Raw genomic sequence first — 24,757 nt, forward strand, 5'->3', positions numbered from 1 at the left:
GTTGACCGGTCGAGGCACTCTCCCTATGTTCCGCGCAATTTCGAGGGCCGCCTTTCGCGCCCGCGGGAGCGCGTAGCTCAGCCGGTAGAGCAACTGACTTTTAATCAGTAGGTCATGGGTTCGAATCCCATCGCGCTCACCAAAATCGCAAATAAATCAGGATCTTCTGGCGTCAGCTGATTTTGTGTTTCCCTAGATTGTCCTGGGCAACACCGGGGCAGCACGGTGCGCCTTTCCCATCAGAATCGATGAATCCGTGGTCTGGTCACTGGCATGAGGCCATGACCAACCGGATCGCGAGGCAGCATGGGCTTTGAGCCATCGTGCTAGCAGCGCACGGAAATTGCCGGGTGAAATAAAATGGCCCCTCACGGGGTCCATTCGATTGAATGATCTCAGATCAAGGATCCGCGTCCCCCAGCGCCTTTTCGCCGGGTTGCCTGTTCCCTTTCCTCAAGGATCGCGCGCCACAGGTCATATGTTTCTCGGACCATCAAATCCAGATCGTCAAAGCTATAAAGCTCAACGCCGCCAGACAGGTGAAGCCGCGTCGTGCGGGAACCGTCATCATTCGCATCCAATTGGAAAATTGCGAACTCCACGTCCGCGAAGTCTTCGTCCGCGGCTCGGATTCGCTCGTGCATCACGGAAAAAGCAAACCGGCGGCCATCAGCGGTCAGCTTCTTTGATCGCCTGGGGTCGATAAAGGGGACTACAGTCTGGTCATCGATAGCCACAACGGCGGGAAGCCAAAACTTCACCTTCTCCGAGATGCCGATAGCCAGGGGATAGATGTCATGCCGGCGGCCGTGCAGATGAGCGGCTTCGGCAAACTCGAAAAGCGCCTTTGCGGCCCCGAGATTTGCCTTGCTTTCATCCTCAGAACGGCAACGCTTAGAAATTGCATCGGACAGTTTTGCCCAGGATGCGCGGTCCACTTTGCCGAGAGGGCCGGCATCGACATTGAGCAGTTCCAATGCGGATCGGCGCATCGGTTCATAAGAGTATGGTGGATGCCCTCCCTTCATTTGTTCCAAGGCGCGGATTTTTTGGTCACGCGGTAGCGGGGCGACGCGAGCTAGATCGATATCAGGCAAAGGGCGTATCTTCACCGGGTTCTCCACTCATCGGCACAGCGCCTACGCTGACCTTGTGAAATTTGAATCGCTCAAGAATCACACTATCGGGGATTCGGAGGCCAAACGCCATCTTGGACCGGGCTTGATCAACGACATATTCCCAGGGCGCGCCCTTGGCGTGGGAGATTTCCACTAAACGGCCCGGCGTCAGCTTGCCGTATGAACTGATGACCCACCTTACCAGGCGAATCGTTGGCGTGTCGGTCGGTGCGGGAAGAGTATCGGACTCTCCTGTGAGAGGGTTCTGGCGCAGGGCTCGGAACGAGATGGGCTGGTCACCTGCCGCCCTGAAGGCCTTATATGCCGAAGGATGGACCGGGCCAAATTGCCACGCTTCGAAATACCCAGAAACAAGTGGGCTGCGGGTTTCGATTAAATGACGGGCGTGAGCGAAGTAGAGCAGCTTCTGCAGGGCGAGATTGCTAATGGCTAGATCGTCCCTAGCCGCCTCATCCAACATGAGGTTACAAATTGATCGCGGGTCTGAGGGGACGCCATTCATGACGGAATCACTAGCCCATTCGACCGGCACTCACCACCGCGTTGTTTTCTCCGGGCGATTGGCAGGTGTGATGGTTCAGGTGACTGTGATGGTTCAGGTGACCAAGCCAATTTTGGCATTTCGTTATCACGGATTATGGGTCGGAAATTTCCGACTCGTTGTTTTTTTGGACAAGCAAATTGTCAAGCCTAGTTAAAAACGAATAAGTGCGTACTGTCGCGCTGCGGTCAAAAATTCACTTGGGAGAACGGCTATGGCAAAAATGGCGTCGAGTGTGGATTCTGCAGGTCTGTATGGAGCGCGGTCGTTCGCTTCGGAAAAGCTTTCGTCTGTTTCAACGGTGAGAATTCATTCTCCCCAAACTGGCGCGAAAGTATCAGTTTCCAAGGATGGCCGATTCATATCGGTGGGTGCAAAGGGTGGGGGAAATGTCGCCAAGAACAAAGTTGTACCAAAAAAATGATTGGGTTCGTGAATCGACATTAAAACCAAGCCGTCTGGGGGTTGAAAAATACCGAAATCAAGCGCGGCGAGATTATGCCCGTCTCATTCACAGCCCTTCCTTCAGGCGGCTTCAGGGGAAAACCCAACTTTTTCCATCGCATGAAAGTGACTTTTTCAGAAATCGCCTCACGCATTCGCTTGAGGTGGCACAAATTGCGAAGTCGATTGCGATACGCCTGAACGACACGGTTGCGTTCTTCCAGAAAAATCCTATCAATCTGGATTTGGTCGAATTCGCTGGCTTAGCTCACGACCTAGGACATCCGCCGTTTGGCCATAACGGAGAGGCCACTCTCGATAGGCTGATGCAGCGCTATGGCGGATTTGAGGGAAACGCTCAAACGCTGAGGCTGCTCGCAAAAATCGAGAAGAAGGAAACCATCGAGTTTCCAGGCCTGTCCAGCAACCCGAGAGCAGTCGATCCCGTTTCATCAACCGACATCCGACTTGGGCTCAATCTCACATACCGTTCGTTGGCGGCGATCCTGAAATATGACCGGATCATTCCGGAAACAAAGGCCGCGCGGGAAAGCTCGTCATCGGAAAGGAAACCTGTAAAGGGCTTCTATGCCACGGAAGCAAAGTTGGTCGACCGAATCAAGGGCCACGTAGCTCTAGGGTACCCCGGAAAATTCAAGACTATTGAATGCAGCATTATGGATATCGCCGACGATATCGCCTACTCGACCTATGATCTGGAAGATGCATTCAAGGCGAATTTCCTGTCGCCGCTGACCATGATCTCTAAGGATGACGCCTTCAAGGAGCGCATAGCCTCCAAAGTGCGAGATAGCATGGGAAGCAAGGCGGGCCGACTGGGAGATGAGGACCGGAATTTCAACCTCGGAGACGTCAACGACATTTTAGGAGAGCTATTTCGGCCACTTTTGGAGCTAGACGACACAAAGATCGCAGAGCTTTCCAGAGGCGTCACGTTCGCTGAACTGTCGTTTGTGGTGTCATCTCAAACACAAGCCGCTTCACAAGCGTTAGTGGAAAAGGGCTATCTCAGAACCTCTTTTACGTCCGACCTAGTTGGCCGGTTCATTCGAGGCATCGAGGCCCAGCCGAATGAAGATTTTCCTGCCCTATCCCAGGTGGCATTGAACGCCAAAACGTTCAAGTGGGTCGAAACGCTGAAGCATTTCGCATTTGAACTTTTGATTGCCTCCCCCATGCTCAAAATTGCCGAGAAGCGGGGAGATCAGATAATTTCAACGCTATTCGATTGCTTCATGAGCGACCGGAATCTCCTGCCGACCGACTGGCGAGAGATGTATGGCGATATCGACAATGAAACATGGCAAGCGAGAGTGGTCTGCGATTACATAGCGGGCATGACCGACCGATACTGCGTTGAAATGTACGCCAGACTGACAAGTGAAACCCCTATCACAATCTGGAAACCCCACTGAAATTGCTAGGCAAGTATTCGGCCCATGGCTTCACGCGATAGCTGGGAAATGAAAGGCGCTCCCGACATGGCGCCCGGTGCCACGCTCTGCCATCAGAGCGAAAGCCGGCTTGCCTGCTTCACGTTCGAACTAAGCAATTCATATTCATCAATCGAGTAGCATTTGGCCTTCAGCCAGTTGGTCGAGGTGCCGCTGCGAAACTTACTGTCCCTGCGCTTCGACACCATGCCTTCAAGCCCGGCTTGTTCGACAAGATCAAGATCGCCTTGGCATCGCCTGGCAACGCTTGGCTGAACTGGATACGGCCACCGTCCGGGGTCATCTCGGCCAGGATCTCGCGGCGGTCCTCTAAGGCCATGTCGCGCAAATCGTGGGCATTGAGATCTTTCGGGAAAATTGGCAAAAGAGCTCTACGAGGGAAATGGGCCGCTCGCGACGTTCTCGGCGAAAATCAGGATTGCCCGCGCCTCCGGTGTTATTTCGGCGGCGTTGGCCGCGGAACTAAAAAAGATCAGGGACATCAGAAACAGGTTTGCCCACAGCGAAGAGCATTTGACCTATGAGACACCTGATATCGAGGCTGATATCCGTAAATTGGAGCTAGGGTCGGATTCGGAAAAACAAGCCTCCGAAAGTCATTATTGGGCAGGCGGTTGCACTGGCGATTAATGCCCTTGGCAAATGCCACAAGCCCGACGGAGGTTAGTTTCACAGAACTTGTCTGCCACCTAGACGATCGATCGCGGGGCCGATGAAATCTAGCACTTGTCGCCAATGCTGGTCTTTCCTTGGCGGTTTCCAGTCCTCGCCTTCATAATTTCGCCGGCTCCATCGCCTGACGGCCGCCGAGACATCGTTGTCGCTGACGATGTAGGCAACCACGTGCGATTGAAGGTCATAGTAGCCGTCCTGCCCGACGCGCTTTGTCAGCGCATCCTCTAGCAGGACGCGTGAAAAGTCCCGTGCGGATAGTATCAAGGATGCCTGTCGCAACGTCAGGTCTGGAGGCGGTTCGCCACATGCGAGCTTGCGAAGCTCCTTCATTTGAGATTCGGTGGCTGGGAAACCCTCATCGCCAGCGACTGGAGCGATAAGATCCGCGAATTCTGGGCGTGTGAATCTTGGTTCGCGTTTTGACCCCAGCAGCCACCCCAAGATGCCCACGGCAACTCCCCCTCTCGCCCGAACCTGGCACGGAAGATTGCAGCCTTTTACGAAGCGGCACAACACAGTTGTTTTAGGCGGCGGACGGGGCCTCTTCGGAAAGACAAAAAAAGCCGCCGCCCGAAGGCCGCGGCTTTGGCAATGGCGGTCAGGTGGCTCTGGCGCGCTCGTAAGCCGCTCTTCAGGTTCATGGCTACAGCGGCGAAGTCGGCGCAGACGGTTCCGACGCGGCATCCGTTCAACAGATGATTGGCTATCGGACTACCTTGAAGGAATTACGGAAGTCTTCGCTCATGCCGGCGCGCTTTGGCGGATAACAGAAGCCCATTTCGCGCAACGCGCCGACTGTGTGGTGATGCCGCGCCGAGCGGGCGTCATCGTAAAGGATTTCCTCGTCTGAACAGGAGTCGATCCAGCCGACGAATGACTTGGCAGCTTCACGCCCATATGCAGCCGCGAGACCAATGGCAACGTGGGACGCAATCTGGTTGATCTGTTCACGATCCATCTTGCCGCCTCTCGCAACGCATTGGTCGGACGACAGCCGGCGCAGTTGGATGAAGGCCTTCCGAATGCCGATTGCCGCCTCTGTCTCGGCAAAGCCCATTCCGTCGGCTCGACATTGGCGGCGGAACTTGAGCGCGGCATCTTCAGCGCTTTCCGGGATAAGGCCGATCACCGCCACAATGGCGACCACCGCGAGCACGATCATCGGGCCAAATGTGAGCATGGATGGTCCCTTGGCTAAGTTTCTCGGGACAGTGTGGGGCCGCACCTCGATCTCGTCAAGGATATAACACTTTGAAAATAAAAGAGAAAATGGCGAAGCTATTCCCTCTTTGGGGGGCGAGTGGATAGGGGGGCGAGTTAATTTCTGCGAACTGGAGGATCCCGGACCGACTGCTGAGCCACTTTCGCGAGACTCCACCGAAAGAATATTTCTGCTGCCATGCGTCTAATCGCCGGCGAATGCAGTCCCCTCAAATGATCATCGGCAGTCTGCTGCCAAGGGGAGCGGGCTAACGATAGCGGTTTGGCGGGACCTAGCGCAGCCCGGCGCAGGAGAACGCTTCAAAGCCGCAGTTCGGATGACCAACTGGGGTCAGCGTCACCCCGTCGCCGGTAGAGGAAATGTGCCGTGCCGCCCGGCAACCGCGGCCGCCCTTCCTTGTAGGCGTTAAACCGGTCGAGGTTGAGCTTGGAGATGTTGGGAGCGATCTAGTGTGTTGGGTCGCCGCGTTAGGCGCGGTCTGCGAATCCTTGCGCCTCATGAAAAATAACACGCCCGGTGCGTTTTAACTGTCAACGGCCATGGACACAACGGATTGTCCAGCTCATTGCTTCCCGCAGACCCACGACTGTGACATTGTTCCGGCGTCCCGCTTCGGCGAGATAAACGGCGGTGACAAGTGCGTTGGCCGCATCGTAATACGCGTTAACAAGTGCCTTTGCCACCGAGGAAGAAGGCGTTGGTGGGCGGAAGTGAAAGAGATCGTCATATCTCAAGGAATTGAAAACAAAGTCGTTGTCATTACCGGTGCCAGCAGCGGCTAGGCGACGTTACGGCGCATCATCTCGCCGAGTGAGGCGCGACCGACGTCTTGGGCGCACGCCGAGCAGATCGCATTCAGGCGCTGGTCAGGGAGCTGACCGCCGCGGGGCACAAGGCCAATGCGGTTGCGACGGCCGTTATTCTCATGACTAAGTGCCAAGCGACAGCTGGTGCTGATGACGAAACATAAGTCCGTAGACTGATGCTACTTCGAGAACCAATGGATATGGACGAGAACGGCTTGGCTGAGATATCGGCCCGCTACGTTCGATTCGCCGATGCGGAAGCTCACGGTCGCTCGTCGCTCTACGAGGATCTGGCGCGTGCAGTCGCGGGGGATCGGGAGACACTGCTCTTCCTGGCGTCCCTCCCGGATATGAAGCGGCAACCGAACCTTCTGCTCGCCGCGGTGCGCCACCTCTTCGGCACGCCGACGGGGTGGACCGAATTTCGCCAAGCGCTTCTGGCGCATCCTGACGCTGTCCGCTCGCTCATGCTCGAGCGCTCAACGCAAACCAACGAGCCCGCGAGGTGTGCTACACTGCTGCCCATCCTAGCGCGGCTGCCGCAACCGCTCGCCCTCATAGAGGTTGGGGCATCCGCAGGGTTGTGCCTTTTGCCCGACCTCTACAGTTATGACTATGGACGCAAGGTCATCCGCGCCCCTGCGATGGGCTCTGAATCGCCTCTCTTTCGATGCTCCGCCAGCGAGACGACGCCGTTGCCGACGGCCGCGCCGCAGGTCGTTTGGCGTGCAGGGTTGGATCTGAATCCGATTGATGCTTCTGACCCCACGCGAGTTGCATGGCTAGAGACGCTGGTATGGCCCGAGCAGACGGAGCGCCTAGCCAATCTGCGGGCGGCCGTAAAGATCGCCGCTGCGGTCAAGCCCCGGGTGGTGAAGGGCGACCTGCGCGGTAGCGACCTCGTGCAGCTCTGCCGCCAGGCTCCAAGGAACGCCACGCTCGTCGTCTTCCACACGGCTGTCCTTGACTACGTCTCCAACCCCGCAGAAAGACTGGCTTTCGCGGAGCAGGTCATCAATCTCTGTCCGTATTGGGTATCGAACGAATTTCCTCGGGTATTCCCGACCATTGCCGCGTGCACCGAAGCGACCTGGCCACCGGGCCGCTTCCTCCTGTCGGTGAACGGCTCCCTCGTCGCTTGGACTGATCCGCATGGCGCCTCGCTCGAATGGATCGCTGACGGGTCTTAGGCCGCGATAGTCGTGGCTTTCACCGATCAGGCCCTCGCTTTAGCGACAGACGAAAGCGCGACGATTCAAATAGCACGTACGAGCGTATTTCAGTTATCTACAGCTCATCAATCGGCCGCGAACCCCCCTGTATTGACTGCAGGATTACGACGGTCTCTGGCCCTTGAAATCAAGGCACCATTCTGAAGGGATACCGATGCTAAGGGACTCACTGCGCGATCTGCGGGCGTTTGTCGCCCTCGCGAACGAGGGAAGTTTCACGCGCGCCGCTGGCAAGCTCGGGATATCTCAGTCGGCCCTGAGCCATACAATTCGACAGCTCGAGGCTCAGGTGGGTGTACGGCTGGTCGCGCGAACTACACGACAAGTCTCATTGACGCCGGCCGGCGAAAAGCTGCTGACTAAGATCGAACCCGGACTCATACAAATTGAGGACGGTTTTTCGTCGTTGAACGAGCTGCGCGACAAGCCTTCCGGGACATTGCGCATCGTGGCGGAAGATACCGCATTGATGACGGTTCTCTGGCCCAAGCTTCAAAAGGTGATCTCCGACTATCCCGATATAGAAATCGAGTTTGTCATTGACTACGGCCTGACCGATATCGTGGCGGATCGTTTCGATGCGGGAGTTCGACTTGGCGAGCAGCTGCAGAACGGCATGATTGCTGCCCGCATTGGGCCCGATATGCGGCTGCTCGTCGTGGGTTCGCCGTCATACCTTCGAGCAAACCCCGCGCCGCAATCCCCACCCGACCTGACGGCCCACAATTGCATAAACATACGCCATCAGACGAAGGGTGCTATTTACATCTGGGAGTTTGAAAAAGACGGCAAGGAAATGCAAATCAGAGTTCAGGGGCAGCTGACATTCAATACCATCCTCCCCGTCATACGAGCGGCGGTGGACGGAGCCGGACTCGCTTATGTGCCCGAAGTACTGGCGGCTCCATACCTTCGTTCCGGTGATCTCGTCGCCTTGCTGGAGGATCATTCCCCGATCTTCCCCGGCTATTACATTTATTACCCTAGCAAACGGCAACACTCCGCCGCCTTCTCCGTTATCCTCGAGGCCCTGCGCTATCGCGATTGACCGAGCCGCCGCGAGGCCCACGAATTCAAACTGAGGCCGCCTGGCCGCCATCGTGGAAGGGATATCCCAGGTAGGCCGCCTCAATGCGCTTCATTCGGACGAAAACAGGGTTTTTCCCCCGAGCCACAAAGTGCCCGAGGGGCTCCTTTGGCCAGTGCGGAAATGGCTGTTCGGGAAGTCGCTGTTGCCCGCACACCTGCAGCAAATCGGATATAGCGTTCCTGAGCCTCATCAAGCGCTCAGTCAGCGCTTGATGTAGACGCTTTTCGTGTAGAGGTATGTATCCAGGTGGGCAATTCCGCCTTTGGCGCCATAGCCGCTCATTTTGGCTCCATTAAAGCCAACGAGAGGATCGATCAGGCCATAGCAGTTGACCCACATGACCCCTGCATGGATGCGGTCAACGACATTCAACGCCGTCGAAATGTTCTGGCTCCAAACTGCGCCGGCTAGCCCGTACTCAGTTTGATTGCCAATTCGCACGGCGTCGTCCACCGTGTCGAAAGGGATAATGGAAACCACCGGGCCGAAGATTTCCTCGCGCGCGATGGTCATCTCCATGTCGACATTGGCAAAGACAGTCGGTGGAACAAAATAGCCCTTTCGAAACTCACCCTCGAGCCGTTCGCCCCCCGCCACCAGCTTCGCACCATCCGCCTTCCCGCTTAAGACGTAGGCCCTTACGATATCTCGTTGTTTCTCGGATATCAGCGGACCAAGCTGTGCCTCGGGATCGAGGCTATGCCCCATGCGGAGGCCCTTTACAAAGTCGGCGATCCGAGCCGTGAACTCCTTCGCAATTCGGCGGTCGACCAGGATACGGGAACCCGCATAACAAATCTGGCCGGAATTCGCGAAGATCCCCATCGCGGCCCCTGGAACGGCTTTTTCCAGATCGGCGTCTGCAAAAACGATATCGGGCGACTTCCCGCCAAGTTCGAGTTGCAGGCGCTTAATGTTTACTTTGGAAGCGTCGATGATACGTCGGCCCGTCTCAGTCGACCCTGTGAAAGCAATGCGATCGACGTCCCGATGCCGAGCCAATGCATCGCCCGCCGTCGATCCATGACCGGTCACGACGTTGATAACGCCGTTCGGGATGCCGATCTCTTGCAGCATCTCAACCAGGTAGAGGACGCTTAGCGAGGCTTCGGTAGCGGGCTTGATAACCGTGGTGCATCCTGTGGCAAGGACCGCGCCTATGATCCACCACACGGCGCTCAACGAGCCGTTCCAGGGGATGATCCCTCCCACAACGCCTACAGGTGCCTTGAGGGTCATTGTCGTGACATCACCCGGCAGTCCGTTTGGGAGGGTCTCACCCCGGACGCTGAGTGCCATTGAGGAGAAGAATTGGACCATCCGCAGGGCAGCCGCCTTGGATGCCCGCGTACGGGATATAGGCGCACCCATGTCCAGTGATTCGATCTCCGCAATTTCGTCAAAGCGTCTAGATAGCAGATCATAAGCGCGCATCAGCAAGGCTTGGCGTTCGTAGGGTGTCCAGCGACTCCACTCACCCTCGAAAGCCGCGCGAGCTGCTTTGACAGCCTTGTCCATGTCTTGCGCGTCGCCGGCCGCAAGGTGACCGAGCACCTCTCCTGACGACGGATTTCGGACTTCTATCAGTTTGCCGGCGACCGCAGCGACAAGCTCGCCGCCGATCAGGAGACTGTGTCTGGTCCGGGCAAGAAACCGCTCTGCGTTCTCACTGATGCCGTGTTGAGCAACTAGCATAGGGGGTTAATCCTCGATAGGGTGTCGGCAACTAGCTCAGTCAAAAACAAAGACGCCTTTGCCGATTTTTTTCTGGTCGAAAAGCGCGTAGGCCTCTTCGGCCTGTTCGAGCCGGAATTCGTGGGTGAACAAGGCGTCGACGTCGACCCCGCGCTCCATGACGAAATCGGCGCAAGCGGCCTGAAGGTTCTTGGAGAATGTAAGCGAACCGACAACGGACCTGTTTTTCAGGATGATGTCGTTGCTATGGAACTCAAGATTGCCCGTAACGCCTAGGATGCACGTCGTTCCCCAAGTTCGAGTGCACTGTATCGCCTGACGTCTTGCCTCGATATTTGAACTGCATTCAACGGATTTGTCAGCGCCGAAGCCGCCTCGGGTTACATCCCTGATTGCCTGAACAGGGTCATCCTTGAGCGGGTTTACCAGGATGTCGGCCCCGAATTTTTCGGCCATCTTCAAGCGCTCATCGCTGATATCAAGTGCGATGACACGGGCACCCATAGCTTTGGCGAACATCGTGACACTAAGGCCCACAGGTCCTTGCCCGAAAACAGCAACGGTTTCATCGCCCGAGAGATCGATGCGCTTCAGGGCCGCAAATGCAGTACCGCTGCCGCAGGCAACAGCCGCGCCAGCCTTGAACGACATGTTATCGTGCAGATTGATCAGAGTGTGCGCAGGGACCTTCATAAATTCAGCATGGGCGCCGTCGCCATTCAACCCGCCATAGACGATGCGATTGGTCTCGCAGAACTGCGTCCAGCCAGATCTGCAATGCTCACAGGTGCGGCAGCCGTCATAGTGATGCACCATAACTCTGTTGCCAGCTATCGCCTCAGAAGAACGAACCGCTGAGCCGACGGCTTCGACGACACCGCAAGGCTCATGTCCTTCGATCACGATCTGATATTCGCGCCGCTTTGGTTCATACAGATGGTGCAGGTCGCTGCCGCACATTCCCGATGCTTTCATCCGGATGACAACCTCGTCCGGGGCCGGAACCGGGTCGGGATAGTCGCGAATTTCAAGCTTTCCTTCTCCAAGGAAAACGACTGCCTTCATGATCTCCTCCTGATCATCGTAATTCGTGTCTAGCGGCAGAACCGCGCACACGTGACGCGCGCGTCCACCGGGTTTCGTTCTTGTCCGGTCTTGTCCGGGAAAACGCCTGCCGCTTGCGCTGCGGGCCGTCTAGCGGAGGCCATCTTCCAACCGTGCCCAACCCGACTTGGCGCTCGACGACTATCCGCAGACGGCATCCTTTGATGACAACTGAATAAGGGCTCCCGCTCTCGATGAAAACCAAGCACGTAAGGCCATTGTGAGAGCCCATAAAAGAATTTATTATGGTTAGGCGCTCGCGAGATTTGAATTTGACCGCCTAAAGCGCCTAGCCCTATTGTCAGGCAATTGGCGAAGGCAGAGCCGTTGCCTCGTTCGAGATCCGGCGATAAGTCGTTTCGATTCAATCGACCATATATTCCCGGGAGGCGCGTGTGGAATTCAGCGGGCAATACACTATTGCTATGCCGCGGGAGCGGGTTTGGATCATGTTAAATGATCCGGAAATACTGCGTGCTTGTATTCCAGGTTGCCAAAGCCTTGAGGGAAGTGCCGAGGAGGGCTTCGCCGCGACCGTCAAAATCGGCGTGGGTCCGATCAAGGCTACGTTCAATGGGACTGTTGATCTTGTCGACCTCGACCCGCCGAGCAGTTATCGGATCGTGGGGGCGGGAAAGGGTGGTGCAGCAGGTTTTGCCAGCGGCGAGGCAATAGTGCGGCTGGGAACCTCGGACGCTGGCACGATTCTGAACTACGAAGTCGGAGTCAAAATCGGGGGAAAGCTGGCACAACTTGGATCACGACTATTGCAATCGACGACTTCAAAACTGGCTGACCAGTTTTTTGCCGCGTTCGCGGCCCGCGCGTCCTCGGTTGCTTGACGATGCGGAAGGCGATTTGACATGGCTCATGCGAGACTGACGGTAAACGGGCAGATCGTGGAGCATGTAGTCGAGGACCGCACTCTACTTGTCCACTTCATCCGAGACACGCTTCGTTTGACTGGCGCGCATGTTGGTTGCGACACCACCCAGTGTGGATCGTGCACCGTGCTTATGGACGGCGTTCCTGTGAAGTCGTGCACTATTCTTGTCGCCGCCGCGGGTGACGCCGTGATTACGACAATCGAAGGCATCTCAGACGGCGACACCTTGCATCCAATGCAGCAGAAATTTCACGAAAGGCACGCCTTGCAATGCGGCTTCTGCACACCTGGCATGGTGTTGGCCGCGATAGGGCTTCTTGAACGCCACCAGGGCGAAGTCAATGAACGTCTCATCCGTGAAGAACTGGAGGGAAATATCTGTCGGTGCACGGGTTACCAGAATATCGTCGATGCCGTTCTTGATGCGGCTCGCGAGTTTCGGACTGTGGGGAAGGACTAGGTATGTATCCTTCTCCTTTTAGCTATCACCGCCCAACCTCGATCGACGAGGCTCTTACATTGTTTGCGCAATACGACGATGCCGCCTTCCTGGCGGGTGGGCATACGCTGATTCCGGCAATGAAGAATCGGCTTGCGGCTCCGAACGGACTCATCGATTTGAGGGGCATCAGGGATCTGCATGGCATTTCGCGGAACGGCGACCAACTGATCATCGGGGCCGCCTCGACGCATGCGGCCGTTGCCACCTCCAAAACAGTCCGTGAGGCGATTCCAGCGCTGGCGTTGCTCGCCGGATCGATTGCGGATCCCCAGGTGCGAAACATGGGAACAATGGGCGGGTCGGTCGCCAACAACGATCCCTCCGCCGACTATCCCTCCGCCCTGCTTGGCCTTGGCGCGACCGTAGTTACCAACACACGCCGCGTTGGCGCCGACGAGTTCTTCGTCGGATTGTTTGCGACCGCACTCGAAAGCGGCGAAATGATCGTCCGGATCGAAATTCCGGTTCCGAGTGCGGCGGGATATGCCAAGGTCTGCAGCCAGGCGTCTCGTTACGCCATGGCCGGCAGCTTTGTCGCCAGGGCTGCCGGGGGGGTCCGCGTCGCCGTTACTGGGGCAGGCGAGAACGGCGTTTTCCGCTGGGAGGAGGCCGAGGCCGCTCTCAACATCGCCTTCGCGGAGGAAACTCTGAGCGGTCTTATTCCTGATCCCAATGGTCTCGTCGCCGACCTTCATGGCGATGCGTTCTACCGTGCGCATCTGATCGCCGCAGTTACGCGCCGGGCGATCGCCGACATGCGATAGTCCTGGGGCAGGAGAAATCGACGACATGAATACCAAGTTCTTGCCCGGGGCCTCTACGCCGCGCACAGAAGATCGACGATTCCTTACAGGAAAGGGCAGTTACGCCGACGACCTGATGTTACCGGAACAAGCTTTTGCGGCCATGATCCGGTCGCCCCATGCGCATGCGAGAATTCTGAATATCGACGCTTCGGCCGTGGAGAATACGGCAGGAGTATTGGGCGTCCTGACGGCCCGGGAATGGGAAGAGGACGGCCTCGGCTCGCTCTTTGCCTTTAGCAATTTCCTCGACAAGCCTTTGCGCCTTCCCGACGGGCGTGAATTCGTAAACCCACCGCGCAAGCCTCTGGCAGGCGCGAGAGCTGTGTTCGTGGGGGAGGTAGTCGGGATGGTTGTCGCCGAGACGCCCGCCCTTGCCATCGATGCGGCAGAGCAGGTCGTCGTCGATTACGAAGCGTTGCCCGCCGTCGCCGATACGGCTTCCGCTTGCGCCGAGGATGCCCCGCTGGTCCGAGATGACGTGCCTCGCAATATCATCTTCATTCATGAATTTGGCGACGAGGCAGCAACCGCGGCTGCATTTGCGTCGGCACCGCACGTGATCCGCCAGCGATTGGTCAACAATCGTGTGCATGCTAATCCGATGGAGCCTCGTTCGATCAATGCCTCGTACGACGCAGGCACCGATCATTTGACCATTTGGGGCGGCACCCAGCATGCTTTCCTGCTTCGGGACATTCTCGCAGAACACGTGTTCAAAATCGGCAAGGACAAAATCGATGTGGTTCCGGGCGACCTGGGTGGTTCGTTCGGAATAAAGGATTCCATTCCCGTGGAAATGGCTTTGCTGCCTTGGGCAGCTCGCCGCCTGGGACGTCCAGTAAAATGGACCGCTACCCGCACGGAAATGATCACCGCAGACAATCACGGCCGAGACTTGGTTTCAGATGCTGCGCTCGCTTATGACGATGACGGGAAGATTCTTGCCGTCCGCACAGAAAACATCAACAACCACGGGGCCTATGTCGAACTCTTCGGCATCGCACCCGCGCTCGTGAACATCGGGGGCCTTGTCGGCCCTTACACCATTCCCGCCGCCTACGCGGAAGTGACCGGTGTAATTTCCCATACCAGCCCGGTGGCTCCCTACCGAGGCGCGGGTCGTCCCGAAGCCACCTATGTCATCGAACGCCTGATTGATCTGGCCGCGGCAGATCTGAAGGTCGATCCTGTCGAGATGCGCCGGCGCAATCTGATCCCTGCAGGCGCGATGCCGTACCGAACAGCGCTGACATTTACATATGACTGCGGTGAATTTGACCAGGTTCTGGAAAAGGCGATCTCTGCAGCGGACTATTCGGGATTTGCCAAACGGCGCGCGAAAGCTGAAGCACGCGGCATGCTGCGCGGCATCGGCGTCGCCATGTGTATCGAGACATCGGTAGGCAAAGGCACCGAGAACTGCGAGCTGAAGTTCACGCCAGAGGGAAAGGCCGTAGTCCTCGCCGGGTCTACCAATCATGGTCAAGGGCACGAAACCGTATTCGTACAGTATGTCACGGGTCAACTCGGGATCCCCCCGGAAGACGTAGAGGTGGTCGAGTCCGACACGCGGCGTGTGAAGAAAGGCGACGGAACTGGTGGTTCACGCAGTGCGGCCTATAACGCTGCGGCTATCGGGCACGCGATTGAAAAGTGCGTCGAGCAGGGCAAGGCCGTTGCGGCGCGGCTGCTACAGGCAGCGCCCGAAATTGTGACCTTCGATCTCGGGCACTACAATGTCGAGGGCGGAAGTCAGCGGATATCGTTTGGCGACGTTGTACGCGCCAGTTTTGACGAAGGAGGCGAGGGCGTTCAGGCAATGGGGGAAGCCGTTATCCATGCTAACGCCTTTCCAAACGGCTGCCACGTTTCAGAAGTCGAGATCGATCCGGAGACGGGTGTCGTCGAAATGGTTGCCCATACTATTTGCGATGATGTCGGCTTCGAGCTGAATCCCTTGCTTGTCAAAGGCCAGCTTATGGGCGGGATCGTACAGGGCGCGGGGCAGGCCCTGATGGAAAATCTTGCAATCGACGCCGACGGTCAAGTGCTGACCGGATCGTTTATGGACTATGCGATGCCGCGCGCCACGGATATCTCCCGAATGAAAATACTAAGTCACCCGGTGCCGACCGCCACGAATCCGTATGGTGTGAAGGGCGTAGGCGAATCCGGTACGGTCGGCTCTCTCGCGGCGGTGATGAATGCGATCAACAACGCGTTGACCACTGCCGGCGCGCAACCGGTCGACATGCCCGCGACGCTAGCGAAGGTGTGGAACGCACTTCGTACCGCGAAGTCATAGAAAAGGTGCCCGGCGGGAGGAGGCCGGGCACCCAATCGCAACCCTTCTGACCCGCTCCTCAGTGGGTCGCGATTCTTGCCATGCCCCTATCGAATGGTGTGTCCGCCATCAACGACCATCGCATGTCCAATCGCGAAGCTGGCTCCGCTGGAGCATAGCCACAGGACTGCGGAGGCAATCTCCTCAGGTTGGCCTAATCTTCCTACCGGCTCCAAGGCCACCATTGCCGCGCGCCCATCCTCAGTCCCGCCGGAGACCTCCCGCATCATGTTGGTCTCTATCACCCCTGGGCAGACGCAGTTGATGCGTATTCCGGAGGTGGCGTAGTCGAGCGCTGCCGATCGAGTGAGCCCGATCACGGCATGTTTGGCGGCGCCGTAAATGGCGCCTCCTTTGGTGCCAACGATGCCTGCTCCTGAAGAGGCGTTTACAATTGCGCCGCCGCCCCGCTCGAGCATGATCGGTATCTCGTTCCTCATGCATAGAAACGTGCTGCTGACGTTGATATCCATGATCCTTCGCCATTCGTCTTCCCTGGAATCCGCCAGCGGCGCGACCCTCTGGAATTTGCCAGCATTGTTGAAAGCGATATCAAGACCGCCCAACTCGCTCACCGTTCGCGAAAGCGCGGATTTGATGTCGGCCTCTAGCGTGACGTCGCATCTCAGCACCAGGGCACGGCCACCGACTTCGCGAATGAGCTGTGCCGTACCCTCGCAGCCTGGCTGATCGATGTCTGCAAGGGCGACACTCGCGCCTGCGCGAGCGAACGCAAGCGCTGTAGCACGGCCGATGCCACTGCCGGCCCCCGTGACAAATGCCACTTTGCCGGTGAATTCCTGGATTGTCATAGATGGGGATCCTTCCGTTGTACTTCCCGATCGGCGCAAGTCTTTCGGGCGGCGGGGCACCGTTCTCGGCACAGTCTCATTCAGCCAGAATTTCCACGACGGCGGATGTCGTTCCAATCATGCGGCCACACACTGGTCCGGTCGTGCGACACCATCCCGGTGATGATCGAGATCAAGGTGAACCTCCCCGGCACCATTGCGGCCAAAGAGATCGCCTAGCTGCACCGTATCTGCTGGATGCCACTAAACACGACAGCGATACGCGGGTCCGCCATGGAGATCACCTTCTCCCAAGCGCCGATTTTCATCGAAGATTCGATGGAATGTTTCCGATCAACACCCGCCGCGGGCGCGGACCGAGAAAGCGCATGTTCAGGCCTCCGGGGATGAATTCTGAGGCAATGCTGTCCGCAACGTCAACGGCTAAACTCGGCGCGGTTCCAGGGTTAATAGATTAGGTTATACCCTTAGGTGGCAAGTCCATGGAAAATGCTGCAAGACGGTAGAGCCGAAGCTGGACAGCACTACGGGCGAACTCGAGCTTGGCGCACGACTAAGCCTTGGCGGGTCACCTCCTACGGGTAGAATGTCGATGATTTCGCAAATGGACGAAGGTGGTATTTCTCTCGGTCGAACGATCGACGCGCGCAAATTGATGTACTTCGCTCTCATCGTCCAACACGGAAGCCTGGGAAAGGCCGCCAAGGCCCTACGGATGTCCCAGCCTGCTTTGTCGATTTCGATGGATAGACTGGAGGTCGAGCTTGAAGCGAAACTGTTGATCCGCACCCCTACGGGGGTGGAACCGACCGAAAAAGGGGAGGCCATAGTACGTCATGCGCGGAAAATCCTGGAGTGCATTTCTGCAGTCGAGGATGAAATGTTCGCGTGCGGGGCCACCAAGAAAGCCGCTCTACATTTCGGTTGCTTGCCTACGTTGGCGGGTAGTGTCGTGCCGCAAGCCATCTGCCGCTGGAGGACAGACCATCCGGAGCTCGAGCTTCAGGTGACGGAACGGCCTCAGAACGAGCTTCTGTGGGGATTGCTTCGGAGGGAGTATGATTTTTCAGTTGGGGTAGTAGACGCCGACAATCATGCCTACGGGTTGCGGCAGCGCGTTCTGTTTCGCGAACGCCTTTACGTGATAGGCCGACCTGAGCATCCACTTGCCACCCAAGATTCCATTACATTGGATGATCTGACCCACTTCGCGTGGGTCTCGCCAACAACAGGGTGGCGGAATACGGCCCTTGAGCACATTCTCGAGGCTGAGGGCCTCACTTTGCAGCATAAGGTAACGGTCTGTAGCTCAATTTCGCTATTGAAATCGCTTATATCCGACACCAACAATCTGGCATTACTTCCAGCCCATGCGGTACAAGATGAAATACTAAGTAGAAAGCTAATGTTGCTGCCTTTTGATCAGGATAATCTCGCACGCAACATCGCTGTTTTCTTGCGGGAAAACACCTGTCTCGATGAGCCGAGTTTAGCACTACTCGAACTAATCCAAGAGCAGGGCAGGCTGCGTTATCTGAAGGAGAGCCGGCCAGTGCTTTGAGCGCGTGGAAAGCGCTTCATCACACCGCACGTTTCAAATGGAATCCGGATTGCCTGCGAGGCCACACGAAAAGGCGATCTTCCGGGCTGCTTCGCGTCAGATCAGCGGACGACATGCTTCGCGCTAAAAACCAACAGGAGCGTCAACCTAATGTCGCAAACATTGTCGAACCCGCCCAGCAAATGGCGTCTCTCTGAACGACGGATCGTGATAACCGGAGCCGCATCGGGCATAGGGCGCGCCACTGCGCGTCTCTTCATGGAGGAGGGTGCACGCGTCATCCTTCTCGACCGCAATCAGAAGGGTCTGGAGGCCACGCTCGAGGGTGGCAATGGAGTTGTCGGCGAGGTGGATATCACCAGAGAAGGCGATGTGCAGGAGGTGATCGATTCTTGCGCAAAACAGGTCGGCGGGATCGACGGTGTCATAAATGCTGCCGGAATCATGTTGACTGGTCCAACGGTAGACATGTCGTTCGAAACTTGGCGTAAAGTCATTGACGTCAATCTCTCAGGCAGTTTTATCGTTGCAAAAGTATGCCTTCCGTGGCTTCTCAAGCAGGAGGGCGCAACCATCGTCAATGTTGCGTCTGGCGCGGGCCTGTTGCCCAACGCGCCCGGGCTTGCAGCTTACGCAGCATCAAAGGGCGGTGTCATCGCGCTAACGAAAGCACTGGCATCAGACCTGGCGCCGTCTATTCGGGTCAACTGCGTCTGCCCGGGGATGGTTGACACCCCAATGGCGGATGGGTTCCGTCAGAACGTGGGCAGCTATGCGCTCAAAAGGCTCGCTGATCCTCGTGAGATTGCGAGGGCCATGTTGTTCCTGAGCTGCAGCGAGGCATCATATATCACTGGATCAGTGCTCGCCGTAGACGGCGGCCGGACGTTTCACTGAATCGGGATAAGCGGCGACCGCGATACGGGAAGCGCATTTGTTGATCCTTCGGCGTGCCGCTTTTCGCGTGGCTGGTTCCCCGGCGTCGTGACCTTGATGCTGATCTGTTGTCACTACCCCCACAAGCGCTTGGGCAGAGGGAGGCCAGAGTATAGTTGCTCCGGGATCTGCAACTCGGCGCCCATGCCAGCGGCAACAAAATCTAGCTGTCTGGCGTGCTGCGCGGTATGCCAAACGCCACGCTCGAGCACCTGATCGAACGGCTGTCGTCCGTAGTGCGTGTTGAGATGGGTAGCCGCGGGAAAGGAATTGCCATGCAGAAAAGTCTCGCGATAATCGGTGTGAATATGTTCAGTATATGAAAGTAGATCATCCTTTGTTTTGATATCAGTCCGGGGATCTAGATAGATCGCTCGCGCATCAATCGTGTCATCCGCGACCTGCCTTAGAAAAGATTCGGCGACTTGAAAAGTATGAACGCCGAGCTGCAAAATTTTCCTCTCTCGCTGTGGGATAACCTGACGTTCCAGAATGTCACCGTCGAAAGTGGCAACGATGCGCTTTGCCTTCTCCAATATCTCGTCCCATCGCCGGAGCAGAACGTCGCGCGGGAGTTTCGTGTGTCTGTGCGTCACGCCAAGGAGCTTCGCCACTTCATCCAGAGATTGAGCGTAAGCGAACGTGCTACCTCTACGTATGGCTGGAACACCACGGAGCCCCGCAGCTGTCACTTCTTCCATTGCCTCCGGATGCTCCAAGACATTGACAGACTCGAACTCCAGGCCATGCTCTGCAACAAACTCCTTTAGCTTGGCGCAGCTAGAGCACCCAGGGATCCAGTAGATCGAGATTTCGGCCCGGCCGACGATGGAAGAAGACAAAACGGTTGAAGACATCACGGCTTCCTTTCAACGTATGTTTTTGGCTCCGGCACCAAAGCAAATCGCTGTGCTTGCGTTTGCGGCGCCGCGGCCGCCCGGCATTCCCCAATTCCGCTAGGGGCATTCTTCGCGAAGCTGCGAAGGCGGAATCACAGGTCAACCCACTCCTAGATAAGGAACGCCTGCACCGAGACGACCGACGAGTGGAGCTATAATATCGAGTTGTATCAACAGGCATTGTGTCGGCCTGGCTATGGCGTTTGTGCAGAGACGCCCGAGGAAGGCTGCAGCTGTGGTCATCGGTATCCGTCAGCAGTGGTCGCATGATCCTAGGCAGCTACCAACGCCGGGTATCGTAAAGTGTGGACTGCATGAGGATTGCCCAGATGCGGTGCAACATTTTACCGGCGAAAACGATCTCTGCCAAGCATACGCAGAGCTTGACCTTCAAACGACAATTCCGATGCCGGGTACAGTTAAGGATAGCATCAATCACCTAATATGTACCCGATGTTCTGAACTACCATCACCGATAATAAAAAGATTTATCACTACTCATTTGGGCCCCTGCTTGGCTGTTGACCGGGCTAGTCCGTCGCTGCAAACATTTTCTTGGAAACCGCAACGTGCCTGGTTTTCTTGGCTGGAGGAGGCCAACCACGGCAGCATTCCAGTCATCGAAGTCAGGTGCTCCGTCAAGGATCGAGCCTGACGAACGGACGGCGTGTGGTCACTCAACGACAGGGAGGTTCAAGAATGAAAATCGAAATCTACGAAGCTTTGGTGAAGCAGTCCGCCATGACGAGACGAGGCATGCTGAAGGGGGCCACGGCTCTCGGCGGTATTGCCGCACTTGGCGGCGTCGGGTTGGGCTCAGGTCCTTCCTTCGCGCAGGAGAATATCCGTGCCCAGATCCTTGCTATCCCGGGCATCGGAAAAGGCACGCCGGCGGAATCCGACCACATTAAGGTCGGCGAATTGTGCCTTGGCCCGACCAAGGCAACCGTCAAGGAGGGAGAATTCGCTGGTGTCGAGCTGACCTTCATGGGCGCGGTCACCTCTGGCGTGCACAACGTGCTATTCCGTGCATTCCTCAAGCCATGGGAAGCCTATACCGGTGCCAAGATTACCTGGATCGACCTGGTGCAGATGGACTACAACCCGCGTCTGATGCAGTCGATCGCGACCGGCACCATGGACTGGGATCTGATGGAAATGGGCGCTTTGCTGGAAGGCGACGTCATGGCCAAAGGGCTCTTGGACGAGATGCCAAAATGGGTCGCCGACCTGATCGATATTGACGACTACGTCGACTTCCTCAAGGCGCCGGTCGGCACCTGGGGAGGCAAGACCTATCGCGTCTCGGGCGACGGCGACGTTCTCAGCATGAACTATCGCAAAGACTACTTCACCGATCCTGCCATTGCCGCAGCGACCGGCATGAAGGAAGTACCAAAGACCTGGCAGCAGTGGGCCGAGTTCAGCATCAAGGTCAAGGGCCAGAAAGACCCGCTGACGGGTGGTCCGGCCTATGGCTATCTCGATTCCTACAAGCCGTGGGGCGGTTATGACTTCTACTACCTGACCAACCGTGCGGTTTCTTATGTGAAGCAGCTGGGGAACCCGAACTACCTGTTCGACCCCAAAACCATGAAGCCCCTGGTCAACACGCCCGGCTGGGTTCAGGGGATGCAGGACCACAAGGACATGTTGCAAAACCAGCCCGACGACCAGATTAATGCAGACCCGCTGACGACCGGGTTCCAGCAGTTCCTGGCCGGCACGGGTTCGGGCCTCGCATGGTGGGGCGACATCGGCGCGCGCGCCAATACCGACGACGCCTCGGTCGTGGGTGGGGTGATCGGGTTCGGCGTCAGCCCAGGTTCCGACCGCATCTATAACCTGGCAACAAACGCCTGGGAAACCCCGCCAGAGCCGAACGTGGCACCGAACATGGCCACGATCGGATGGGGCTTTTACGTGACCAACCGCGTTTCGGGCGACGAACTGAAGCGGAAAGCGGCATGGAGTGCCGCAGCGCACCTTGGCGGCAAGGACATCAGCCTGTGGACTTCGGCCTATCCTTCGGGCCAGCAGCCTTACCGCAAGAGCCACTTCAACATCGAAGAGTGGGTGGCCGGTGGCTATGACCGTGAGTACATCACGGGCTATCTCAAGTCTCTGGAAGACAGCTACAACCACCCGAACGCGGCCATCGAACCGCGTCTGCCCGGCCTGTCGCAGTACTACTCCGTTGCGGAGGACGAGTTGGCGAAGTTTTACACGGGCCAATACGCAACCGCGCAGGAAGCGTGCGACGCGATCGCTGCCAGTTGGGAAAAGATCACCGACCAGCTGGGCCGCGAAGCCATGATCAAGAATTACCAGACCGCCATGGGCCTTTGACGGTAGTTCCATCGAAGGGGGCCCATTTCTGCCACCCTTCCTCTGACCGGGCGCGTTGAGCGCCCGGTCCCACCATGGGCCAATGTGGGCGGCAAGTCGAAATGCTACATGTCGTGACAAAAGACAATATCGGACGCACGCGGCGGACGCTCGGCACGGTGCTGCTTTGGGGTTCTCTGGCTTTGCTTGGGTTGGTGGCGCTGGCCCAGGCCCTGCAATCCTCTGGCGAAACCAATCTTGGGTTCTTGAACTGGCGCCCGACGCTTTATGCCTACCTTGGGTTTTCGATTTGCCTGTGTATCGCCCAGGTACTGAAGGGCGGTGAGCATGGCAAGCGCTCCCTGTTCATCGTGCCACCGTTGATGTTCGTTCTCAGCCTTGCCATCATTCCTCTGATCTTCGGATTGGTCCTAGCGTTTTCCGACTGGAACCTGGCTTCGGCTGAAGGGCGGCGGTTCAACGGCCTTGCGAACGTCCGGCAGTTGCTTTCCGATCAATTTTTCTGGAATTCCATGGGCAACATGGTTTGGTACTGCCTTGCGGTCCTGCCGGAATTCGTGATTGCGTTCGGACTTGCCCTGATGCTCAACTCGCAAATCAGGGCGCAGAAGTTCTTTCGCGTCGCCTTCCTTCTGCCGCTGATGCTGTCGCCGGTGGCCGTCTCGTGGATGATCGGCAAGTCAATGTTCGTGACTCAGCCCGCGGGGCCAGTTGTCTATTTCCTTCAGTTCCTGGGTCTTGACCGGCCGACCTTCTACTCGAGCCCTTGGGTGGCGCGGCTGATTGTCATGATGCTTGACGCCTGGATCTTCATCCCCTTCATGATGATCATGATTCTCGCCGGGTTGCAGGCGATCCCGAAAGAACTTCAGGAAGCCGCAAGGGTCGATGGTGCCAAGGGTTGGAGCGCATTCTGGGAAGTGACCTTTCCGTTGATGCTTCCGGTTTCCATCACCACCTTGCTGATCCGAATCATCTTCAAGCTGAAGCTTGCCGATCTGGTGATCACATTGACTGCGGGCGGGCCGGGGGGCGCCACGGACAGTGTGACCTCATTCATCTACCGCGAATATCGAGAACGCTCCAACGTCGGCTACGGCACGCTTCTGGCCTTCGTCTACCTGATCGTGATCGTGATTATCATGACCGCCCTGACGAAATTCGCCGACAGGGCGACACGGTCCCGGAGCTGAAACGAAAATGACCTCGCAAATCTTTCATGACTCTGCTGCGGACGGCCTGTTCAGGGCAAAATTCTGGACAGGACGGACCGCAATCTACGCGGCGCTTCTGATTTGGGCCTTCATTTGCCTGTTCCCGATCTTCTGGACCGCGACCACCTCGTTCAAGACCGCGCCGGATGTGATGAAGGGGAATTTGATTCCCTGGCTCGATTTCACGCCGAAATGGCTGGGGTGGAAGAAGCTGGGGCTGTCGCCGGACACGTTCTTCGAATATTCGGCAGCGCGCGAAGAATTCCTGCACCGTTTCTCGAATTCGATTATCATCTCATGCGTGTCATCGGCACTGGCGGTAGTGTTGGGAAGTATGGCGGCCTACGGACTGAGCCGGTTCGAATACAAATTCCTACATTTCAGGAATTCCGACATCAGCTTCTTCTTCCTGAGCCAATTGATCATGCCCCCCGTCGTCATGGCTCTGCCGTTCCTTGCGCTTTACAAAGAACTCGACCTTCTGGACACCAAAACCGGATTGATTGCTATCTATGCGCTGTCGGTACTTCCGATCGTCGTATGGATCATGCGCGACCAGTTCGAAAGCATTCCGACGGAGTTGGAGGAAGCGGCGATGGTCGATGGCCTTTCCGTCTGGGGTGCCTTCATGACGATCATACTGCCGATCGCGCTGCCCGGCATGGTGGCCGCCACGATTCTTTGCCTGGTGCTGACTTGGAATGAATATTTCTTTGCAACGCTACTGACATCGACGCTGGCCAATACCCTGCCGGTAATGGTGGCCAGCAAGACCGGCAGCCAGGGGATCGAGTGGTGGACGATGGCGGCCATTAGCTTTGCGTCGATCTTACCGCTTCTGCTGATAGGCATCTTCCTGGAACGGTTCATCATCAAGGGTATGGCCGCTGGTGCCATCAAATAGACTTTGGCCAAGGCGGGCTCTCTACGTTGCGGTTCCCGGACCGGGGGACTGCAGCGTCGAACGGCGATCGCCGGCACTGGAGGCAATTCAATCTTGCTGTTGGAACAACAGCTGACGAGAC

Annotated in this window: 21 protein-coding genes and 1 tRNA gene; 15 read left to right on the plus strand and 7 right to left on the minus strand. The window is 57.1% G+C overall.

Annotation, left to right across the window (positions count from 1 at the left end; genetic code table 11):
• Positions 1–66 precede the first annotated feature (66 nt).
• Positions 67–142 (plus strand) — tRNA-Lys (locus AC1RZR_RS20700).
• A 253-nt stretch (positions 143–395) separates the two neighbouring features.
• Here the strand turns inward: AC1RZR_RS20700 and socB are convergent.
• Together socB and socA are read right to left on the minus strand one after the other, a co-directional pair.
• Positions 396–1,112: a type VI toxin-antitoxin system SocB family DNA replication inhibitor toxin gene (gene socB, locus AC1RZR_RS20705; RefSeq protein ID WP_481825784.1), complete on the minus strand. Its 717-nt coding sequence runs from the start codon at positions 1,110–1,112 to the stop codon at positions 396–398.
• On the minus strand, positions 1,090–1,641 hold the full coding sequence (gene socA / locus AC1RZR_RS20710; RefSeq protein ID WP_481825785.1) for a type VI toxin-antitoxin system SocA family antitoxin: 552 nt from the start codon (positions 1,639–1,641) through the stop codon (positions 1,090–1,092). Before socA ends, socB begins: the two co-directional genes overlap by 23 nt.
• Between socA and AC1RZR_RS20715 the strand changes: the two genes are divergently transcribed.
• The 3 genes from AC1RZR_RS20715 to AC1RZR_RS20725 all read left to right on the plus strand — a co-directional run bounded on the left by AC1RZR_RS20715 (position 1,640) and on the right by AC1RZR_RS20725 (position 4,229).
• Positions 1,640–1,837, plus strand: a complete 198-nt coding sequence (locus AC1RZR_RS20715; protein WP_481825786.1) for a hypothetical protein — start codon at positions 1,640–1,642, stop codon at positions 1,835–1,837. The two genes, socA and AC1RZR_RS20715, sit on opposite strands and share 2 nt — an antisense overlap.
• 232 nt (positions 1,838–2,069) lie before the next feature.
• On the plus strand, positions 2,070–3,560 hold the full coding sequence (locus AC1RZR_RS20720; RefSeq protein WP_481825787.1) for a deoxyguanosinetriphosphate triphosphohydrolase family protein: 1,491 nt from the start codon (positions 2,070–2,072) through the stop codon (positions 3,558–3,560).
• 396 nt (positions 3,561–3,956) lie between these two features.
• Complete coding sequence (locus AC1RZR_RS20725) at positions 3,957–4,229, plus strand: hypothetical protein (protein WP_481825788.1); 273 nt, start codon at positions 3,957–3,959, stop codon at positions 4,227–4,229.
• 748 nt (positions 4,230–4,977) lie between these two features.
• Here AC1RZR_RS20725 and AC1RZR_RS20730 read toward each other — a convergent pair.
• Complete coding sequence (locus tag AC1RZR_RS20730; RefSeq protein WP_481825789.1) at positions 4,978–5,436, minus strand: hypothetical protein; 459 nt, start codon at positions 5,434–5,436, stop codon at positions 4,978–4,980.
• 1,060 nt (positions 5,437–6,496) lie between these two features.
• Between AC1RZR_RS20730 and AC1RZR_RS20735 the strand changes: the two genes are divergently transcribed.
• A complete protein-coding gene (locus AC1RZR_RS20735; protein ID WP_481825790.1) occupies positions 6,497–7,492 on the plus strand; it encodes a DUF2332 domain-containing protein in 996 nt (331 codons plus the stop codon).
• A gap of 196 nt (positions 7,493–7,688) precedes the next feature.
• The gene (locus AC1RZR_RS20740; protein ID WP_481825791.1) at positions 7,689–8,582 is read left to right on the plus strand and encodes a LysR family transcriptional regulator; all 894 of its coding nucleotides are present in this window, start codon (positions 7,689–7,691) and stop codon (positions 8,580–8,582) included.
• A gap of 243 nt (positions 8,583–8,825) precedes the next feature.
• Here AC1RZR_RS20740 and AC1RZR_RS20745 read toward each other — a convergent pair whose 3' ends face one another.
• Both AC1RZR_RS20745 and AC1RZR_RS20750 read right to left on the minus strand, forming a co-directional pair.
• Positions 8,826–10,319, minus strand: coding sequence for an aldehyde dehydrogenase family protein (locus tag AC1RZR_RS20745; RefSeq protein WP_481825792.1), 1,494 nt, complete (start codon positions 10,317–10,319; stop codon positions 8,826–8,828).
• Positions 10,320–10,355: 36 nt separating this feature from the next.
• Positions 10,356–11,384, minus strand: a complete 1,029-nt coding sequence (locus AC1RZR_RS20750) for a zinc-dependent alcohol dehydrogenase family protein (protein WP_481825793.1) — start codon at positions 11,382–11,384, stop codon at positions 10,356–10,358.
• 464 nt (positions 11,385–11,848) lie between these two features.
• Here AC1RZR_RS20750 and AC1RZR_RS20755 point away from each other — a divergent pair, with 464 nt between their 5' ends.
• From AC1RZR_RS20755 to AC1RZR_RS20770, 4 genes are read left to right on the plus strand one after another with little or no spacing between them, the layout of a single operon-like run.
• Entirely contained in the window at positions 11,849–12,265 is a 417-nt protein-coding gene (locus AC1RZR_RS20755; protein ID WP_481829088.1) for an SRPBCC family protein, read from the plus strand.
• A gap of 21 nt (positions 12,266–12,286) precedes the next feature.
• On the plus strand, positions 12,287–12,769 hold the full coding sequence (locus AC1RZR_RS20760) for a (2Fe-2S)-binding protein (RefSeq protein ID WP_481825794.1): 483 nt from the start codon (positions 12,287–12,289) through the stop codon (positions 12,767–12,769).
• Positions 12,770–12,771: 2 nt separating this feature from the next.
• Complete coding sequence (locus tag AC1RZR_RS20765; protein ID WP_481825795.1) at positions 12,772–13,575, plus strand: FAD binding domain-containing protein; 804 nt, start codon at positions 12,772–12,774, stop codon at positions 13,573–13,575.
• Between the two features lie 25 nt (positions 13,576–13,600).
• The gene (locus tag AC1RZR_RS20770) at positions 13,601–15,922 is read left to right on the plus strand and encodes a xanthine dehydrogenase family protein molybdopterin-binding subunit (protein WP_481825796.1); all 2,322 of its coding nucleotides are present in this window, start codon (positions 13,601–13,603) and stop codon (positions 15,920–15,922) included.
• An 86-nt stretch (positions 15,923–16,008) separates the two neighbouring features.
• Here AC1RZR_RS20770 and AC1RZR_RS20775 read toward each other — a convergent pair whose 3' ends face one another.
• Positions 16,009–16,773, minus strand: coding sequence for a glucose 1-dehydrogenase (locus AC1RZR_RS20775; RefSeq protein ID WP_481825797.1), 765 nt, complete (start codon positions 16,771–16,773; stop codon positions 16,009–16,011).
• A 586-nt stretch (positions 16,774–17,359) separates the two neighbouring features.
• Here AC1RZR_RS20775 and AC1RZR_RS20780 point away from each other — a divergent pair.
• Together AC1RZR_RS20780 and AC1RZR_RS20785 are read left to right on the plus strand one after the other, a co-directional pair.
• Complete coding sequence (locus AC1RZR_RS20780; RefSeq protein ID WP_481825798.1) at positions 17,360–18,334, plus strand: LysR family transcriptional regulator; 975 nt, start codon at positions 17,360–17,362, stop codon at positions 18,332–18,334.
• A gap of 150 nt (positions 18,335–18,484) precedes the next feature.
• Complete coding sequence (locus AC1RZR_RS20785) at positions 18,485–19,231, plus strand: SDR family NAD(P)-dependent oxidoreductase (RefSeq protein ID WP_481825799.1); 747 nt, start codon at positions 18,485–18,487, stop codon at positions 19,229–19,231.
• Between the two features lie 113 nt (positions 19,232–19,344).
• On the opposite strand, the gene AC1RZR_RS20790 is transcribed toward AC1RZR_RS20785, so the two are convergent.
• Positions 19,345–20,127: a glutaredoxin family protein gene (locus AC1RZR_RS20790; RefSeq protein WP_481825800.1), complete on the minus strand. Its 783-nt coding sequence runs from the start codon at positions 20,125–20,127 to the stop codon at positions 19,345–19,347.
• Between the two features lie 741 nt (positions 20,128–20,868).
• On the opposite strand from AC1RZR_RS20790, the gene AC1RZR_RS20795 reads away from it, so the two are divergent.
• The 3 genes from AC1RZR_RS20795 to AC1RZR_RS20805 all read left to right on the plus strand — a co-directional run bounded on the left by AC1RZR_RS20795 (position 20,869) and on the right by AC1RZR_RS20805 (position 24,636).
• Positions 20,869–22,518, plus strand: a complete 1,650-nt coding sequence (locus AC1RZR_RS20795; protein WP_481825801.1) for a type 2 periplasmic-binding domain-containing protein — start codon at positions 20,869–20,871, stop codon at positions 22,516–22,518.
• Positions 22,519–22,592: 74 nt separating this feature from the next.
• Positions 22,593–23,711 carry a carbohydrate ABC transporter permease gene (locus tag AC1RZR_RS20800; protein ID WP_481825802.1) on the plus strand — a complete coding sequence of 373 codons (1,119 nt, stop codon included), beginning with the start codon at positions 22,593–22,595 and terminating at the stop codon, positions 23,709–23,711.
• 7 nt (positions 23,712–23,718) lie between these two features.
• The gene (locus AC1RZR_RS20805) at positions 23,719–24,636 is read left to right on the plus strand and encodes a carbohydrate ABC transporter permease (protein WP_481825803.1); all 918 of its coding nucleotides are present in this window, start codon (positions 23,719–23,721) and stop codon (positions 24,634–24,636) included.
• Positions 24,637–24,757: the final 121 nt, after the last annotated feature.

The organism is Mesorhizobium bavaricum, assembly GCF_056781655.1.